Source organism: Streptomyces sp. NPDC002853 (assembly GCF_053591915.1).
This window is the reverse complement of record NZ_JBSFUS010000020.1, coordinates 25,309-41,356: the sequence shown is the minus strand read 5'-3', so window position 1 is coordinate 41,356 and position 16,048 is coordinate 25,309. Positions and strand designations below refer to the sequence as shown.

The 16,048-nt window shown below is 71.3% G+C and carries 14 protein-coding genes; 6 read left to right on the top strand and 8 right to left on the bottom strand.

The window, feature by feature from the left end; genetic code table 11:
- Positions 1-283 precede the first annotated feature (283 nt).
- The 3 genes from ACWD02_RS39815 to ACWD02_RS39805 all read left to right on the top strand — a co-directional run bounded on the left by ACWD02_RS39815 (position 284) and on the right by ACWD02_RS39805 (position 4,492).
- Complete coding sequence (locus tag ACWD02_RS39815) at positions 284-2,224, top strand: NAD-binding protein (protein WP_451220878.1); 1,941 nt, start codon at positions 284-286, stop codon at positions 2,222-2,224.
- Between the two features lie 136 nt (positions 2,225-2,360).
- Entirely contained in the window at positions 2,361-2,876 is a 516-nt protein-coding gene (locus ACWD02_RS39810; protein ID WP_451220875.1) for a hypothetical protein, read from the top strand.
- 197 nt (positions 2,877-3,073) lie between these two features.
- Complete coding sequence (locus ACWD02_RS39805; RefSeq protein ID WP_451220872.1) at positions 3,074-4,492, top strand: flotillin family protein; 1,419 nt, start codon at positions 3,074-3,076, stop codon at positions 4,490-4,492.
- Between the two features lie 69 nt (positions 4,493-4,561).
- On the opposite strand, the gene ACWD02_RS39800 is transcribed toward ACWD02_RS39805, so the two are convergent.
- Entirely contained in the window at positions 4,562-5,617 is a 1,056-nt protein-coding gene (locus ACWD02_RS39800) for a PucR family transcriptional regulator (protein WP_451220869.1), read from the bottom strand.
- A gap of 348 nt (positions 5,618-5,965) precedes the next feature.
- Positions 5,966-6,928 carry an RNA polymerase sigma factor SigJ gene (gene sigJ, locus ACWD02_RS39795; protein WP_451220867.1) on the bottom strand — a complete coding sequence of 321 codons (963 nt, stop codon included), beginning with the start codon at positions 6,926-6,928 and terminating at the stop codon, positions 5,966-5,968.
- Between the two features lie 244 nt (positions 6,929-7,172).
- On the opposite strand from sigJ, the gene ACWD02_RS39790 reads away from it, so the two are divergent.
- Together ACWD02_RS39790 and ACWD02_RS39785 are read left to right on the top strand one after the other, a co-directional pair.
- On the top strand, positions 7,173-7,646 hold the full coding sequence (locus ACWD02_RS39790) for a carboxymuconolactone decarboxylase family protein (RefSeq protein WP_451220864.1): 474 nt from the start codon (positions 7,173-7,175) through the stop codon (positions 7,644-7,646).
- A 99-nt stretch (positions 7,647-7,745) separates the two neighbouring features.
- Positions 7,746-8,291, top strand: a complete 546-nt coding sequence (locus tag ACWD02_RS39785) for a YceI family protein (RefSeq protein ID WP_451220861.1) — start codon at positions 7,746-7,748, stop codon at positions 8,289-8,291.
- A 66-nt stretch (positions 8,292-8,357) separates the two neighbouring features.
- Here ACWD02_RS39785 and ACWD02_RS39780 read toward each other — a convergent pair whose 3' ends face one another.
- The 6 genes from ACWD02_RS39780 to ACWD02_RS39755 form a co-directional block, all read right to left on the bottom strand.
- Positions 8,358-9,374 carry a TIGR03842 family LLM class F420-dependent oxidoreductase gene (locus ACWD02_RS39780; RefSeq protein ID WP_451220858.1) on the bottom strand — a complete coding sequence of 339 codons (1,017 nt, stop codon included), beginning with the start codon at positions 9,372-9,374 and terminating at the stop codon, positions 8,358-8,360.
- A gap of 15 nt (positions 9,375-9,389) precedes the next feature.
- Positions 9,390-10,793, bottom strand: a complete 1,404-nt coding sequence (gene hydA / locus ACWD02_RS39775; protein WP_451220855.1) for a dihydropyrimidinase — start codon at positions 10,791-10,793, stop codon at positions 9,390-9,392.
- 109 nt (positions 10,794-10,902) lie between these two features.
- Complete coding sequence (locus tag ACWD02_RS39770) at positions 10,903-12,186, bottom strand: aspartate aminotransferase family protein (RefSeq protein ID WP_451220852.1); 1,284 nt, start codon at positions 12,184-12,186, stop codon at positions 10,903-10,905.
- Complete coding sequence (locus ACWD02_RS39765; protein WP_451220849.1) at positions 12,183-13,025, bottom strand: nitrilase-related carbon-nitrogen hydrolase; 843 nt, start codon at positions 13,023-13,025, stop codon at positions 12,183-12,185. Before ACWD02_RS39765 ends, ACWD02_RS39770 begins: the two co-directional genes overlap by 4 nt.
- 191 nt (positions 13,026-13,216) lie before the next feature.
- Complete coding sequence (locus tag ACWD02_RS39760) at positions 13,217-14,809, bottom strand: hypothetical protein (protein ID WP_451220846.1); 1,593 nt, start codon at positions 14,807-14,809, stop codon at positions 13,217-13,219.
- 120 nt (positions 14,810-14,929) lie between these two features.
- Positions 14,930-15,190, bottom strand: a complete 261-nt coding sequence (locus ACWD02_RS39755; protein WP_363209574.1) for a helix-turn-helix domain-containing protein — start codon at positions 15,188-15,190, stop codon at positions 14,930-14,932.
- Between the two features lie 60 nt (positions 15,191-15,250).
- Between ACWD02_RS39755 and map the strand changes: the two genes are divergently transcribed.
- A complete protein-coding gene (map, locus tag ACWD02_RS39750) occupies positions 15,251-16,018 on the top strand; it encodes a type I methionyl aminopeptidase (RefSeq protein ID WP_451220843.1) in 768 nt (255 codons plus the stop codon).
- Positions 16,019-16,048: the final 30 nt, after the last annotated feature.

The following is a 16,048-nucleotide window of genomic DNA, read 5'->3' as shown; positions in this document are numbered from 1 at the left end:
CGAGCGCCGGCGCCGGGGAGGACGAGTAGTGAGCCACGGGAACCCGCAGCCCGTTCGCCGTCATCCGGCGAACCCGGCGAACCCGACGGACCCGGCGGACCCGGCGAACCCGGCGGACGGGACGGACGGGACGGACGGGACGGACGGGGCCCCGCTCCCGCGTCACCCCCTGTCCCGTCACCCGCTGTCCCCTCACCCGCCGTCCCCTCACCCGCCGTCCCGTCAGACGCTCTCCCGCTCGGCGCTCCCCCGGCAGGCGCAGCAACCGCCGCACAACGGCCACATGATCGTGTGCGGTGACGACGCGCTCGCCGAACGTCTGGCCGCCGAGCTGCGTTCGCTGTACCGCGAGCAGGTGACGGTGGTCGTCCCGTCCGCGCTGCGGGTCGACGGCCCGGCGTCAGGGTCGGCCGGGCGGGCGCGGGCGGCCGCACTGTTCAGCCGGATGCAGGCCGTCATGGCGCGCGCGGCCGGTACACAGGGCGGCGGGGACGGTGGCGGGGGCGGGGCGGCCCGGCCCGAGGTTCCCCGGGTCCTCGAGGCGCCGGAGCCCGACGAGGCGGCCCTCGTCGAAGCGGGTGTGCACGACGCCGCCGCGCTGGCGCTGGTGTACGACGACGACGAGACCAACATCCACGCCGCCCTCGTCGCCCGCCGTCTCAACCCCCGACTGCGCATAGTGATCCGGCTCTACAACCGCAAGCTTGGCCAGCACCTGGAAGAGCTCCTCGACCAGGCCGCGGCAGTCGCCTCCCCCGGCTTGGACCCGTCGGAGGTGAACGCCTCCACCACCGTCCTCTCCGACGCGGACACCGCGGCCCCCGCCCTGGCCGCCACCGCCGTCGCCGGCACCAGCAAGGTCGTCCAGGCCGACGGACTGCTCCTGCGCGCCGTGGAACGCGATCCGCCGCGCGGCGGCGAGATCGCCGACCCCGGTCTGTGCACGCTCGCCCTCCTCTCGTCGACCACCAACGACCCAGCGGGTGCCGAGGGTTCGGACGACGGCGGCCAGGACGGGCCCCTGCTGCTGCCGGACGACCACACCGTCACCTCCGCCACCGGCAGGGGCACCGTGGTCCTGGAGGCCGTCTCGCACGCGGGCCCTGACCGGCCGCCGGGCCGCCTTGCCGGGCGCGGTCTCCCGCTCGGCTCGCTCTTCTCGCCGCGCCTGCGCTGGTCGGTGGCCGGGCTGATGGCCTGCGTCCTCGGCCTCGCGGTGGCGAACTGGGTGACCATCGACACCCACCCCCTGCACGCCGCCTATCTGACCCTGCTCGACCTGTTCGCGATCGACGACCCCGCCCTCGGCGAATCCACCGCACGGCAGATCCTGCAACTGCTCTCGGGTCTGGCCGGTCTGCTCCTCCTGCCGGTGCTGCTCGCCGCCGTCCTGGAGGCGCTCGGCACCTTCCGCACCGCGTCCTCCCTGCGCCGTCCACCCCGCGGCCTGCACGGTCACGTCGTCCTGCTCGGCCTCGGCAAGGTCGGGAGCCGGGTGCTGGCCCGCCTCCGGGAACTCGGCATCCCCGTAGTCTGCGTGGAGGAGGACCCCGAGGCCCGCGGCATCCCTCTCGCCCGCCGCCTGCGCGTCCCCACGGTCATCGGCGACGTCACGGACGAAGGCGTCCTGGAAGCCGCCAAGATCCACCGCGCCCACGCACTCCTGGCCCTCACCAGCGTCGACACGACGAATCTCGAGGCCGCGCTGTACGCCCGTTCCATCAAGCCCAATGTGCGGGTGGCACTGCGGCTGTACGACGACACGTTCGCCACCGCCGTCTACCGCACCCTGCGCGCGGCCCACCCGCAGGCCCTCACGCGCAGCCGCAGCGTCTCCACCCTGGCCGCCCCCGCGTTCGCCGGGGCCATGATGGGGCGCCAGATCCTGGGGGCGATACCCGTCGAACGGCGCGTGCTGCTGTTCGCCGCCGTCGATGTGGCCGGTCATCCTCAGCTGGAAGGGCGGACCATCGCCGAATCGTTCCGACCGGGCGTCCGGCGGGTCATCGCCCTGGACTCCACCGCTCCGGACGAACGGCTCCCGGACCTGACGGCCCCCCGGCCCGACGACGGCACCGACCAACCAGCGGGCCTTGTCTGGAACCTCCATCCCGGATACGTGCTGCGCCCCCAGGACCGCGTCGTGCTGGCGGCCACCCGCCAGGGCCTCGCCGAACTCCTCGGTCGACGTACCCGGTCCCGGACGGACCCGGCCGACACGTAGCGGGGCCTCCCGTGCTGGCCAGGACCGGCATGGAAAGCCTTTGATGATTGCCGGATCACGGCAATGTGCGCCTTCCCGCCCACATGCGACGATCCATGCCTCACCGAGACATCCGGCAAAATGAGGAGGTGCTCAGGTGACCGTCTTTCTCGGACTTGGCATCGCGGGAATCGCTCTGCTGGTCCTCTCTCTCGTCTTCGACGGAGTCCTCGAAGGACTCTTCGACGGCATCGGAGTCCTCGACGGGCTCTTCGACGGGCTGTTGTCCCTTCCCGTCATCGCCGGATTCGTGTCCATGCTCGGCTTCGGCGGGGCGATCGTGCTCGGCACGACCGGGCTCGGGGCGGGCGGGGCGACCGCCGTCGGGGCGGCCGTCGGTGTGGGTGCGGGTTGGCTGACGTGGAAGTTCAGCCGGGCCCTGATGCGGGATCAGACCGCGGCCACTCCCCGGGGTGCCGACCTCGTGGGCTCCGCGGGCGCCGTGGTCACCGCGATCCCGGTCGACGGATACGGCGAGGTGCTGCTTCAACTGGCGGGCCAGCCGGTGAAGTTCGCCGCCAAGTGCGGTGAGGCCGTCACCCGCGGCACCGAGGTCTGGGTGGAGGCGGCACTCTCGCCGACCTCGGTCGCGGTCCGCCCCGTACAGCGCTGACCGCAACGTACAGCGCCGACCACCGCGCCACCCGCGCCCCAACCCGCACCCGCACCCGCACCCGCACCCGCGGAACCCGGCGCGCACGACACGCGAAACGCGAAACCCGACGCACGACACACGCCACACACCACACGCCACACACAACATCACCGATCTGCCGCCCCGGACCCCGGGGAGGCAGGGGGGAATTCGCCATGAGTCCAGTTCTGACCGCCGTCATCGGAGTCGTCCTACTCCTCGTCCTGCTCGCGCTCGTCGTCGTGACCCGCTACAAGGTCGCGGGACCGAGCGAGGCCTTCATCGTGACCGGAAGGCGCGGCAAGAAGTCCACCGATCCCGACACCGGCCGCATCTTCACCGACAACAGTGGCCAGAAGGTCGTGGTGGGCGGTGGCGTGTTCGTCGTGCCGTTCGTGCAGCAGAAGTTCACGCTCGACCTCTCCTCGCGGCACATCCCGATCGCGGTGCGCGGTGCGGTCACGCTGCGCGGCGTGAAGGCCAACCTGGAGGGCGTCGCGATCGTCAAGGTCGGCGGCACCGAGGACTCCATACGCGCCGCGGCGCAGCGATTCCTGGCCCAGCAGGGCGGCATCGTCGGCTTCACCCAGGAAGTGCTCTCCGGCGCGCTGCGCTCCATCGTGGGCCGGATGTCGGTGGAGGACATCATCCGTGACCGCGCCGCGTTCGCCGGTCAGGTCGCCGAGGAGGCCGAGGCGAGTCTGTCCGGGCAGGGCCTGGTGCTCGACGCCTTCCAGATCCAGGACATCACCACCGAGGGTTCCTACCTGGAGGATCTGGGCCGGCCCGAGGCCGCCCGCGCCAAGCAGGAGGCCGACATCGCCGAGGCCGTCGCGCGCCGCGCCGCCGAGCAGGCCCGGCTGAAGGCCGAGGAGGAGATCGCGGTCGCCCAGCGGACCTTCTCCCTCAAGCAGGCCGAGATCAAGGCCGAGACCGACGAGGCTTCCGCCCGCGCCGGGGCCGCCGGACCGCTCGCCGAGGCCGCGCGTCAGCAGGAGGTCCTCACCGAGCAGGAGAAGGTGGCCCAGCGGCAGGCCGCCCTGACCGACCGCGAGCTGGACACCAAGATCCGCAAGCCCGCCGACGCCGCGCGCTACCAGGCCGAGCAGGAGGCCGAGGCCCGCCGTGTCTCCCTGGTCAAGCAGGCCGAGGCCGACGCCGAGCGGGCCCGTCTCACCGGTGAGGGCGAGAAGGCGCAGCGTGCCGCGCTCGCCGACGCCGTACGCCTGGAGGGCGAGGCCGACGCCGCCGCGATCGGCGCCAAGGGGGCCGCCGAGGCGGAGGCGATGCGCAAGAAGGCCGACGCGTTCGCGCAGTACGGTGACGCGGCGGTGCTGCAGATGCTCGTCGAGGTGCTGCCCGCCGTGGTGGCCAAGGCGTCCGAACCGCTCGGCGCGATCGACAAGATGACCGTGATCTCCACGGACGGCGCGAGCAGTCTCTCCCGGACGGTCGCCGACAACGTCGCCCAGGGTGTGGAACTCCTCAGCTCCACCACGGGAGTCGACGTGGCCGGGCTCCTCAAGGGCATCACCGGCGGCATGTCCCCCACCCCCGCCGCCAAGCTGAACGGCAAGATCGACGTCACGGACTGATCCGTCCGTGCAGTACGCACCGCCCGTGCAGTACGCACCGCCCGCGCAGTACGCACCGCCCGCGCCCCCTCACAGCGAGGTGGCAGGCCAGCCGAGGAGCCGTGCGCCGATGACCGCCGTCTGCAGGGTGTAGCGGTCCAGCGGGTCGGCGGGGTCGGATCCGGTGAGGGTGCGGATGCGTTCCAGGCGGTACGTGAGTGCTCGTACGCTCAACGACAGTTCACGCGCCGCCTGGGCCGCCACGCACCCGGTGTCGAAGTAGGCGATCAGGGTGTCCAGGAGGGGACCGGCGCCGCCCCGCGCCTCTTCCAGCGGGCTGAGCGTGCTGAGCACGAGGTCCACCAGGGCCTGTCGGTCCCGCGCGAGCACGGGAAAGACCAGGAGGTCGGCGGCGCGCAACACGGGCTCGTCGAAGCCCATGCGCGTCGCGAGCTCCAGGGTGCTGACGGCCTCTTCGTAGCTGTGGGCGATGCCGACCGCGCCCGGCTGGGGCCGGCCGATGGCGATGCGGCCGCCGTCGGTGGCGGCGTGCGCGCGCTTGGCGAAGTGGGTGAGTACCTCGTCCTGGTGGGCGGGGGCGATACAGACGAGGCGCCCGTCCTTGGTGGTGAGCAGGATGTGGCGGTCGCCGAAGCGGCCGACCATCTCGTTCTCCACGTCCCGCGACACGGGGTCGCTCTCGTCGTAGGCGCCGGGCCCCTCCGCCACGGCCACCGCGTGCGCGTGGGACAGCCGCAGGCCGAACCGCTCGGCTCGTGCGCCGAGCCGGCCCAGGTCCCCCCGCCCGTACAGCAGGTCGTCGATCAACTCGCGGCGTGCGGCCTCTTCCTGGCGTACGACGAGACGTTGCGCGTGTTCGTAGCCCTCGGCGAAGGCGTCGATGGCCTGCTCGGCGGTCGCGAGCAAGTGGTCCGGGTCGCCGGCCGCGGGGCGGTGGATCCGGGTGGCGCTGAGATGCTCGCGTATCAGGACGCGCCACGCGTATCCGGCGTGCGCGGCCTGCGCGCCGAGCGCCCTGCGTGAGGTCAGTTCCTCACGGGTCAGCCGGCGCCCGGTCGCGGCCGCGCGGGTGAGGATGTCGGCGTAGCCGTCGAGCAGTTGCTCGGGGATCTCCTGGGGGGTCATCAGCTCTCCCTCGACGGGTTCGATGGCTGGGGAGCGGGCCGCGCGAGGCGGCGAAGGCACACACGACAGCGCGGCGCGGGTGGGCGGCGCGCACACTGCCGGGCAGGCGGAAGACGTCGACTGGGCGCGGGAAAGCCGGAGTTGGTGCCCCGGTCACATCAGCGGCGCGGGTCGCTCGTCATGGTGCCGTAGGTATCAGGCACGCTGTCGCGGGCGGAGTTGTCGACGCGTACGACTCGGGGGGCGCGCACAGCATGGCCCATGCCCTGCCCCCACCTCTCCGGCCTCGGCGATCACCGTCGCCTGCTTGACAGTTGAGCAATCAGCCGCTCAACAGAGCACCTTGGCTCAATTCATCACTTTACCGTACGACGTCCAGGGCCGGAGTTTCTCGGGGTTGCGTACCGCCCACATGCGTGTGATCCGGTCGCCCGCGACGTCGAAGGCCAGCACCGACGTGGTGATGCCGTCGTGCTGGACCACCAGTCCGGGCTGACCGTTCACCGTGCGTTCCAGGATCGTCTGATCGAAAGCCTGCTCGTCGATGACGGCGGAGATGGCGACCAGGTAGCGCGCGATCTCCTCGCTTCCCACGAGAGGGCGGGGCGCGGAGTTGACCAGCCCTCCGCCGTCGGCGAGTGCCGTGGCGTCGGGGTCGAGGACGCCTATGAGAGCGGCGATGTCCTTGGTTTCCCAGGCGTGCTTGAAGTCTCTGACGACGGCGGAGCGCCGGGCCGCCGAAGGCGCGGGCACGTCCGAGGTACGGGTACGGCGGCGCGCCGAGGACGCCAGTTGGCGACAGGCCGCCGGGCTGCGTCCGACGATCTCGGCCACTTCCGCGAAGGAGTAGCGGAAGACGTCGTGCAGGATGAACGCGACGCGCTCGGCCGGGGTCATCGATTCGAGCACGACGAGGAAAGCCATGTTGACCGACTCGTCGAGCGTGACCCGGTCGGCCGGGTCGGCGGTCGCCCCGCCCTGCCGCCCGTCGGCCCACTCCGTGCGATCGGGCAGCGGCTCCGGAATCCATTCGCCCACGTAGCTCTCGCGCCGGACCCGCGCCGAGCGGAGCTGGTCGAGGCAGATGCGCCCGGCGACCCTCGTCAGCCAGGCGCCGGGGGACTCGATGGCCTCCTGCTGCCGCGGGGACATCGCGTACCAGCGGACGTAGGCCTCCTGTACGACGTCCTCGGCATCCGCCAGGGAGCCGAGAAGCCGGTACGCGAGATTGATCAACTGCCGCCGTTCGCCCATGACCGCACTCAGGCTCGCGTCGATCCGTCCGTCGCCGGGCTCGAACTGGGTCCCCATGGTGTCGCCACTCCCTTGCCGCGTCAGCCGTCCCGCATCCGACGCGACAGCCTCTCCCCCTCCCGACGAGACAACCCCTCGGAATGTGACGTCGCGATGTGATGTCGCCCCCGCGCCTCACATTCCCAGGGGCTGTCCCGTCGGTGCTGCAGGGACGACAACGATCCCGCTATCGGCCGGCCCGCCCGTCCAGGGGGGGGCACGGGATGGGTCGGCCGAGCAGCCCAAGAAAAGGGAGATCACCATGCAACCCCGTCTCGACTTCCTCGCCAATCCGGTCTCGGCCGGAGCCGTCAAGCACATCGCCGTCGCGGGCAGGTCGCTCCTGGAGTCGACGCTGCCGGCCGCGACGCGGGAGCTGGTCGAGCTCCGCGTCAGCCAGATCAACGGCTGCGGATTCTGCGTCGACATACACACCAAGGAGGCCGCGCACGCGGGAGAGACCCAGCAGCGCCTCCACCTGGTCGCCGCCTGGCGCGAGGCCACGGTGTTCACCGATGCCGAACGGGCCGCCCTGGAGCTGGCGGAGGAGGGCACCAGGATCGCGGACGCCGCCGGTGGCGTGCCGGACGAGGTGTGGGCGAACGCCGCCAAGCACCACGACGAGGACCAGCTCGCCGCCCTGGTGTCGGCCATCGCCCTCATCAACGCCTTCAACCGGCTGAACGTCCTCACCCAGCACCCGGCGGGCGACTACAAGGTCGGTCAGTTCGGCTGACCGAGATCCACCACGGCTGGCGCCCCGGCCCGAGCGGCCGGGCCCAGCCGTCCACGCGCGATGAGGAGAGAAATGCAGAGAGAGAAGGCAGGAGGCACCATGCCCACCACCCTCGGCGTCGGCGAGCTGACCGGCGCCTACGTCCTCGACGCCGCCCGCTCCCGGGTCGGTTTCGTCGGCCGGCACACCTTGTCCACCCGGGTCCGCGGGGAGTTCGAGGAGTACGAGGGCAGCGCGTACCTGTTCGGCGACCGCCCGTCGAAGTCCAGCGCACGCCTCACCATCCGGGCGTCGAGCCTCCAGACGCACCAACGGCAGCGTGACGACCAGCTGCGCGACACGTTCCTGGACACGGACAACCACCCCTTCATCATCTTCACCTCGACCGGGGTGCAGCCCGTCGACGCGAGCACCTACGAGGTCACCGGCGACCTGACGATGCGCGGCGTGACCAAGCCGGTCACCCTCCATGTCGAGCTGAGGTCCGCCGAGTTGGACGCGCGGGGCGACGTCCGGGTCGGCTTCGTCGGCAGCGCCACCATCAACCGCAAGGACTGGGGCCTGAACTGGAACGCCGCGACCTCCGTCCTCGTGAGCCCGAAGGCGACGCTGGAGTTCGACGTCATCGCCGTCCGGCAGCCCTGACCGCCCGATGGCGACGGGCTGCGCGTCATGACGCCGAACGTGTCGCCGACCCGGGGGCGGGGCTGCTCACGACAGGGCGGGGATGACCTCCGCGCCGTAGCCCTCGATGACGTCCTCGCGGGCGTCGTGCATCGCGTACAGGGCGAACTGATCGACCCCCAGTCGCTTCAACTCCCCTAGTTTCGCGATGTGTTGCTCTGCCGTGCCGATGACACAGAAGCGGTCCACGATCTCGTCGGGGACGAAGGCCGTGTCGGGGTTGTCGGCGCGGCCGTGGTGGGAGTAGTCGTAGCCCTCGCGGGCCTTGATGTACTCGGTGAGGGCCTCGGGGACCAGGTCCGAGTGTTCGCCGTACTTGGCCACCAGGTCGGCCACGTGGTTGCCGACCATCCCGCCGAACCACCGGCACTGTTCGCGGGCGTGGGCCAGCGCGGCGGGTGAGTCGTCCGCCGTGAGGTAGGCGGGGGCGGCGACACAGATCGTGACCGAGGACGGATCGCGGCCCGCCGCGGCGGCGGCATCGCGGACCGCCTTCACCATGGTCTGCGTCAGATACGGGTCGGCGAGCTGGAGGATGAAGCCGTCCGCCTCCTCGCCCGCCATCTTCAGCGCCTTGGGCCCGTACGCGGCCATCCACACCGGGAGCCGGGCGTCCGGCCCGATCCAGGGGAAGCGGACCGTGGTGCCGCCCAGGTCCGCCTCCTCGCCCGAGGCCAGTGCGCGGATGACCTTCATCGCCTCGCTGATCCGGGCGAGGGTGTTCGGGGTGCGGCCCGCCACCCGCATCGCGCTGTCGCCGCGGCCGATGCCGCAGACGGTGCGATTGCCGTACATGTCGTTGAGCGTGGCGAACGTGGAGGCCGTCACCTCCCAGGTGCGGGTGCCCGGGTTGGTGACCATCGGACCGACGACGAGACGGTCCGTGTTCGCCAGGATCTGGCTGTAGATGACGAAGGGCTCCTGCCACAGCACGGCCGAGTCGAAGGTCCAGCCGTAGCGGAAGCCGTTGCGCTCGGCGCGCTTCATGAGGCTGATGACCTGCGCGGCCGGCGGATCGGTCTGCAGGACGAGTCCGAAGTCCATGGTGCGTCGCCTCTCCTAGCCGAGATACTGGGTGGTGCCGCGCGGGACGTACGCGCCGTGCCCGGCGTGGCCGGTGAACTTCCGCTGGTCGATGACCACTTCACCGCGGGAGAGGACCGTCTCCACCTGGCCCATGACGTGCTTGCCCTCGTACGCGGAGTAGTCGACGTTCATGTGGTGCGTGTCCGCCGACATGATCTGTTCGGCGGCCGGGTCGTAGATGACGACGTCCGCGTCCGCGCCCGGCGCGATCGTGCCCTTCTTGCCGTACAGGCCGAACATCCGGGCCGGGCTCGCGCAGGCGATCTCGATCCAGCGGCGGCGGCTGATGTGCCCGTCGACGACGGCCTGGTGGAGGAGGTCCATGCGGTTCTCGACGCCCGGCAGGCCGTTCGGGATCTTGGAGAAGTCCCCTCGGCCCAGCTCCTTCTGCCCCACGAAGCAGAACGGGCAGTGGTCCGTGGAGACCACCTGGAGGTCGTTCGTGCGCAGGCCGCGCCAGAGCGCCGCCTGGTGCTCGCGCGGTCGCAGCGGAGTCGAGCAGACGTACTTGGAGCCCTCGAAGTCCGGTTCCGCGAGATTGTCCGTGGAGAGGAACAGATACTGCGGGCAGGTCTCCCCGAACACCGGCAGGCCCTCGTCGCGGGCCCTGGCCAGCTCGGCCACCGCCTCCTGCGCCGACACGTGCACCACGTACACCGGCGCTCCCGCCACCTGGGCGAGCTTGATCACCCGGTGCGTCGCCTCCGCCTCCAGGAGCGACTTGCGTACCTCTCCGTGGTAGCGCGGGTCCGTCTCGCCGCGCGCGAGCGCCTGCTCCACCAGGACGTCGATGGCGAGGCCGTTCTCCGCGTGCGTCATGATCAGCCCGCCGTTGACGGCGGCCCGCTGCATCGCCCGCAGGATCTGGCCGTCATCGCTGAAGAAGACTCCGGGGTACGCGGTGAAGAGCTTGAAGGAGCTGACCCCTTCCTCGATGAGGTGGTCCATCTCCTTCAGGGTCCTCTCGTTGACGTCCGAGAGGATCATGTGGAAGCCGTAGTCGATCGCGCACTTGCCGTCCGCCTTCGCGTACCAGGCGTCGAGACCCGCGCGCAGCGCCTGCCCCTTGGTCTGCACGGCGAAGTCCACGATGGTCGTGGTGCCGCCCCAGGCCGCGGCCCGGGTGCCCGTCTCGAAGTCGTCGGACGAGAAGGTGCCGCCGAAGGGGAAGTCCATGTGCGTGTGCGCGTCGACTCCCCCCGGGATCACGTACTTGTGGGAGGCGTCGATGACGCGGTCCGCGGTCCACGCCTCGGCGGCGCCCGAGCCGTGTGCGGCGAGGGCGGCGATCCTGCCGTCCTCGATCAGCACGTCGGCGTGGGTCTCTTCGGCGGCGGTGATGACGAGTCCGCCGCGGATCAGGGTGCGGGTACTCATGATGGGCGCTCCCTTTCATGCTCGTACGGTCATGCGCGCAGGTACGTGAACAGGTGCGTGAACAGGTGCGTGAGCAGGTAGTGAGCAGGTGCGTGAACACTTACGCGAACTAGACGCTCCGCAGCGCCTGTTCGAGGATCGACGCCCCCTCCTCCGCCTCCGCCACGGTCAGCGAGAGCGGCGGGGCGACGCGCAGGACGCTGGTGTCGTGGCCGCCGCCCTTGCCGATGAGGAGTCCGCCTTCGCGGGCCGCTTCGAGGACGGCGGCAGCCGCCCGCGGGTTGGCCCGGCCGGTCTCGGGGTCGACCAGCTCGATGCCGATCATCAGACCCCGTCCGCGGACTTCGCGCACGACGGGCAGCTGGGCGCAGATGGCGCGCAGCCGCTCGATGAGCAGACCGCCGACGCGCCGCGCGTTGCCCTGGAGGTCGTGTTCCAGGAGATACGTGAGGTTGGCGAGACCGGCCGCCATGGTGACCGGTGAGCCGCCGAAGGTCGAGATGGAGTTGGAGTCGAGGCAGTTCATGACCTCGGCGCTCGCGACGACACCGCCGATGGACATGCCGTTGCCGATGCCCTTGGCGAAGGTCAGGATGTCCGGCGGGCCGTTCTCTGCGTGCGCCTGCCAACCCCAGAAGTGGTCGCCGGTGCGCCCCCAGCCGGTCTGCACCTCGTCCGAGATCCACAGGACGCCGTGCTCCCAGAGGACTTCGCGGAAGGCTGCGTAGAGCCCGTCCGGTGGCGAGGTGAAGCCGCCGACCCCCTGGACGGGCTCGGCGATCAGCGCCGCCACTCCCCCGCGCGCCTGCCCGAGCATGTCCTTGAGGTCGGCGACGCAGGCCTCGATGAACTCGGCGTCGCTCAGCGCGGCGTACGGCCCGCGGCTGCGTACGCCGCCGTGGACGTACAGCGTCTGGAGCGGCGAGAGGCTGGTGGGCGACCAGGAGTTGTTGCCGGTGATGCCGACGGCCGTGAAGGAGCGGCCGTGGTAGCTGTTGCGCATCGCCAGGATCTGGTTCGAGCGGCGGTGCGCGGTGGCCAGGAGCAGGGCCGTGTCGTTGGCCTCGGTGCCCGACGTGGTGAAGAAGACGCGGGCGTCCGGGATGCCGGAGAGGCCCGCGACCCGCTCGGCGAGGTCGATCATCGGCCGGTTGAGGTAGAGCGTGGACGAGTGGATGATCCGCCCGGCCTGCTCGCTGACCGCCTTGGTGACCTCGGGCAGCGCGTGGGCGGTCATGGTGGTGAGGATGCCGCCGAAGAAGTCGAGGTACTGCCTGCCGTCCGCGTCCCAGACGCGGCGGCCTTCCCCGTGGGTGATCTCCAGCGGGTCGGCGTAGTAGAGGGCGAGCCACTCGGGCAGGACGGCCTGGTGGCGGGCATGGAGGTCACTCACGGCTGTACCAGCCCTTCGTACGCGTCGGGGCGGCGGTCACGGTAGAACGCCCACTGCTGGCGTACTTCCTCGATCAGGCCCAGGTCCAGGTCCCTGACGACGAGTTCCTCGGTCTTGTCGCTCGCCCTCTCGCCGACGAACTGGCCGCGCGGATCGACGAAGTAGGACGTGCCGTAGAAGTCGTTGTCGCCGTACTCCTCGATGCCCACGCGGTTGATCGCGGCGATGAAGTACTCGTTGGCGACGGCCGCCGCGGGCTGTTCCAGCTGCCAGAGGTAGGCGGAGAGGCCGCGCGATGTGGCGGAGGGGTTGTAGACGATCTGGGCGCCGTTCAGGCCGAGCTGGCGCCAGCCCTCGGGGAAGTGGCGGTCGTAGCAGATGTATACGCCGACCTTGCCGACCGATGTGTCGAAGACGGGCCAGCCGGCGTTGCCCGGCTTGAAGTAGTACTTCTCCCAGAAGCCCTTGACCTGGGGGATGTGGTGCTTGCGGTACTTGCCGAGGTAGGAGCCGTCGGAGTCGATGACGGCGGCGGTGTTGAAGTAGAAACCGGACTGCTCGACCTCGAAGACCGGGACGACGACGACCATGCCGGTCTCGCGGGCCAGTTCCCTCATCCGTGTGACGGTGGGCCCGTCCGGCACCGGCTCGGCCCAGCGGTAGTGCTCGGGCTCCTGCACCTGGCAGAAGTAGGGGGCGTTGAACACTTCCTGGAAGCCGATGATCTTCGCACCCTGGCGGGCCGCCTCGCGGGCGTGCTCCTCGTGCTTGGCAATCATGGATTCGGTGTCGCCTGTCCAGGTTGCCTGGACCAGTGCGGCGCGTACGACGTTGGCCATGAGCTGCTCCTTCGACGGGACGTCAGAGAGCCTCTACGCCCGTAGACTTGGTGCGTAGACAGGAAAACGTAAGCCTCCCCGACGGGCTGGGCAAGACCATCGCCGTGAACCGGCGGAGTCGATCATGTTTCGCACCCAAGCGGGCGAGAAGCGGCGCGGAACGCGCAGACGCAGCAGGTGTGTCAGGCGCTTCAGGCGCTGAATCCGGCAACACGCAGCGCGTGCACGAGGTCCCAGTGGCGCTCGTCCGACACCCCCTGGGCAGCCTGGAGGAGCAGCGGGATGAGGCGGTACGGATCGGTGTGCGCGCAGGCTGCCGTGTCCTCGGGGGTCCGTACGCGGATGTAGGCGTCGAGCAGGGCGCGGGCCTCGCGCTCGCGGCCCGCGTCGAGCAGCGCGAGCACCGCTTCGGCGATCTCCGGGGCCGGCCGGGAGACTCCCTGCCGCAGCAGCTTGCGGCAGTCGTCGGCGCGGCCCGCCCCGGCGAGTGCGTCGGCGAGTGCGACGAGGCGATCGGGCGGCAGCGACGCGGCCTCCCAGAGCAGCGTCGACCAGTCGGCGCCGAGGCCCGCGCGGTGCAGTTCACCGGCGAACACGGGAAGGCGCCGCGCGGGCCAGCCCGCGGCCTCGACGAGCACGCCGTGCGCCTCGCCGCTGCGGCCCTCGCCACGGAGCTTGATGAGCGCGGCGACGGCTTCGACGGTGGCCCGCTCGGCATCGCGGTCCGGCTCCGCGGCGTCACGGTGTCCGCTGTCGTCCGGCATTTCGGCGGTACTCCCGAACCGCGCGCCGCGCGGGCTGTTCGCGGCGGGCGACTGCGCAGCGGTCCGCGGTACGGCGCCGGAATCGGCCGCGGTCGCGTCCGCGCCCTCGTCGTCCGCCCCGGAGAACCCCGCGAACCGGGCGCCGCGGGGCCGGCGCGGACGGCGGGATGTGTCGCGCGACTTGCGGCCCTGCCTGGGGACGCGTGTCTCATCGGGCCGCTCCGCTGAGTCGGCCGACAGGGTGCGGGCATCGGGGGCCGGGTCGTCCCGCTCGTGCGGTGCGGCACCGAACTCCGGGGCGCGGGCGCCGGGATCAGTGGCCGCGTCGACCGGACCACCGGCACCCACCCCGAAGCCGTCGTCGGCTCGGGAGCCGAAGTCGTCGGCGGCAGGCGCCCCGAAGGCGTTCCGTGGCTGGTCGTCGTGGTCGCCGGAGTCGGCGAAGTCGTCCGCCTCCACCGCCGCGAAGTCGTCCGAAAGCGGAGTCCCGAAATCGACCCACTGCGGGCGGTCCGCCCGGTCCAGCCGCTCGATGCGCTGCCGGAGTTCCGCGCACCGCGCGGTGGCCCGCTCGTGGTCGTCGCGGACCCAGGCCAGCTCGCGGTTGAGCCGCTCCACCTCGTCCGGCGTGTCCGCGGCCGCGAGGGAGTAGCCCAGCTCCACCTGCCGCTCCACGGCGAACCGCTGCTCGGTGAGCATCATGTCGAGGCGCTCGCCGAGCAGCCCCCGGCCTCCGGCGCGCGCGTCATAGGCGGACAGGGAGGCCGTGTGCAGCGCCCTCGCCCGCTCCGTCTCGCGCTCGGCGGCCTGCGGTCCGTATCCCGCGGCCAGGTCGTGCAGCAGCGCCTCCACCACGTCCCAGGGGGGCACTTCCGAGCCGTCCAGGCAGGCCTGCATCCCCTCGGGGTCACGCGACCAGAACACGCCGCACCACCCGGCGCCCGGGTCGAGGCGCGCCAGGAGGTCTCTCAGGTACCTCGCGAACTCCCGGACCTGATGAGGGAGTTGTCCTACTGCCATCCGAGCCAGCACCGCCCCATGGAGCCTGGTGTCTTCCGGTCCGGAAGATAACACCAGTCGTGTTACGGGACGACTACACGCGGTTTTCCGGCCGCCGGACAGCGCCTCACACGGAGCGGCTCACGCCGGTGCGAGCGGCACCAGCGCGCACGTCTCGGCGACCTCGTCCAGCGAGAGGCCGAGCGTCACCGCGAGCGCCGACACGGTGAAGAACGCGGGCGTGGGGGCGCGCCCCGTCTCGATCTTGCGGAGCGTCTCGGCGGAGAGCCCGGCGCTCGCGGCCACCTCCACCATGCTCCGCTCGCCGCGCGCCGAACGCAGGAGGCGGCCGAGCCGCTCGCCGCGTTCGCGCTCCTCAGGGGTCAGGGGGGTCCGCACCATGCGGTCAGTCTAGTCCGTCCCCGCGCAGAAACCCATTCTCATACCGGTATAGTTATTGGCATGGTGGAACTCAAGACAGACACATCTATCGACGCGATGCGCGAAGCGGGCCGGATCGTCGCCCAGGCCCTGACGGCCGTGCGGGAGGCGGCGGCCGTCGGCGTCTCGCTGCTCGAACTGGACGAGGTGGCGCACGCCGTGCTGCGGGAGGCCGGCGCGACCTCGCCCTTCCTCGGCTACCGCCCCTCCTTCGCCCCCACACCGTTCCCCGCGGTGCTCTGCGCCTCGGTGAACGACGCGATCGTGCACGGCATCCCGACGGACTACCGCCTGCGCGACGGCGACCTGCTCTCCGCGGACTTCGGTGCCGAGTTCGGCGGCTGGGCGGGCGACTCGGCGATCAGCTTCATCGTCGGCACGCCCCGCCCCGAAGACGTACGCCTCGTCGAGACCGCCGAGCGCGCCCTGGAGGCGGGCATCGCGGCGGCCGTCGTGGGCAACCGCATCGGCGACATCGCCCACGCGATCGGCGTGGTGTGCAGGGAAGCGGGTTACGGCATCCCGGAAGGCTTCGGGGGGCACGGCATCGGCCGCCGCATGCACGAGGACCCGGGCGTCCCGAACGAAGGCAGGGCGGGGCGTGGCATGCCCCTGCGGCACGGCATGGCCCTGGCCATCGAGCCGATGGTGATCGCCGGCGGCAGCGACCACTACCACCCGGCGCCGGACGGCTGGACCCTGCGCACGAACGACGGCAGCCGCGCGGCCCACGCCGAGCACACGGTGGCGATCACGAACGATGGACCGCGCATCCTCACGGCACTGTGACCGCGTAGGGCGATCTGGCGGGCAGGCCCT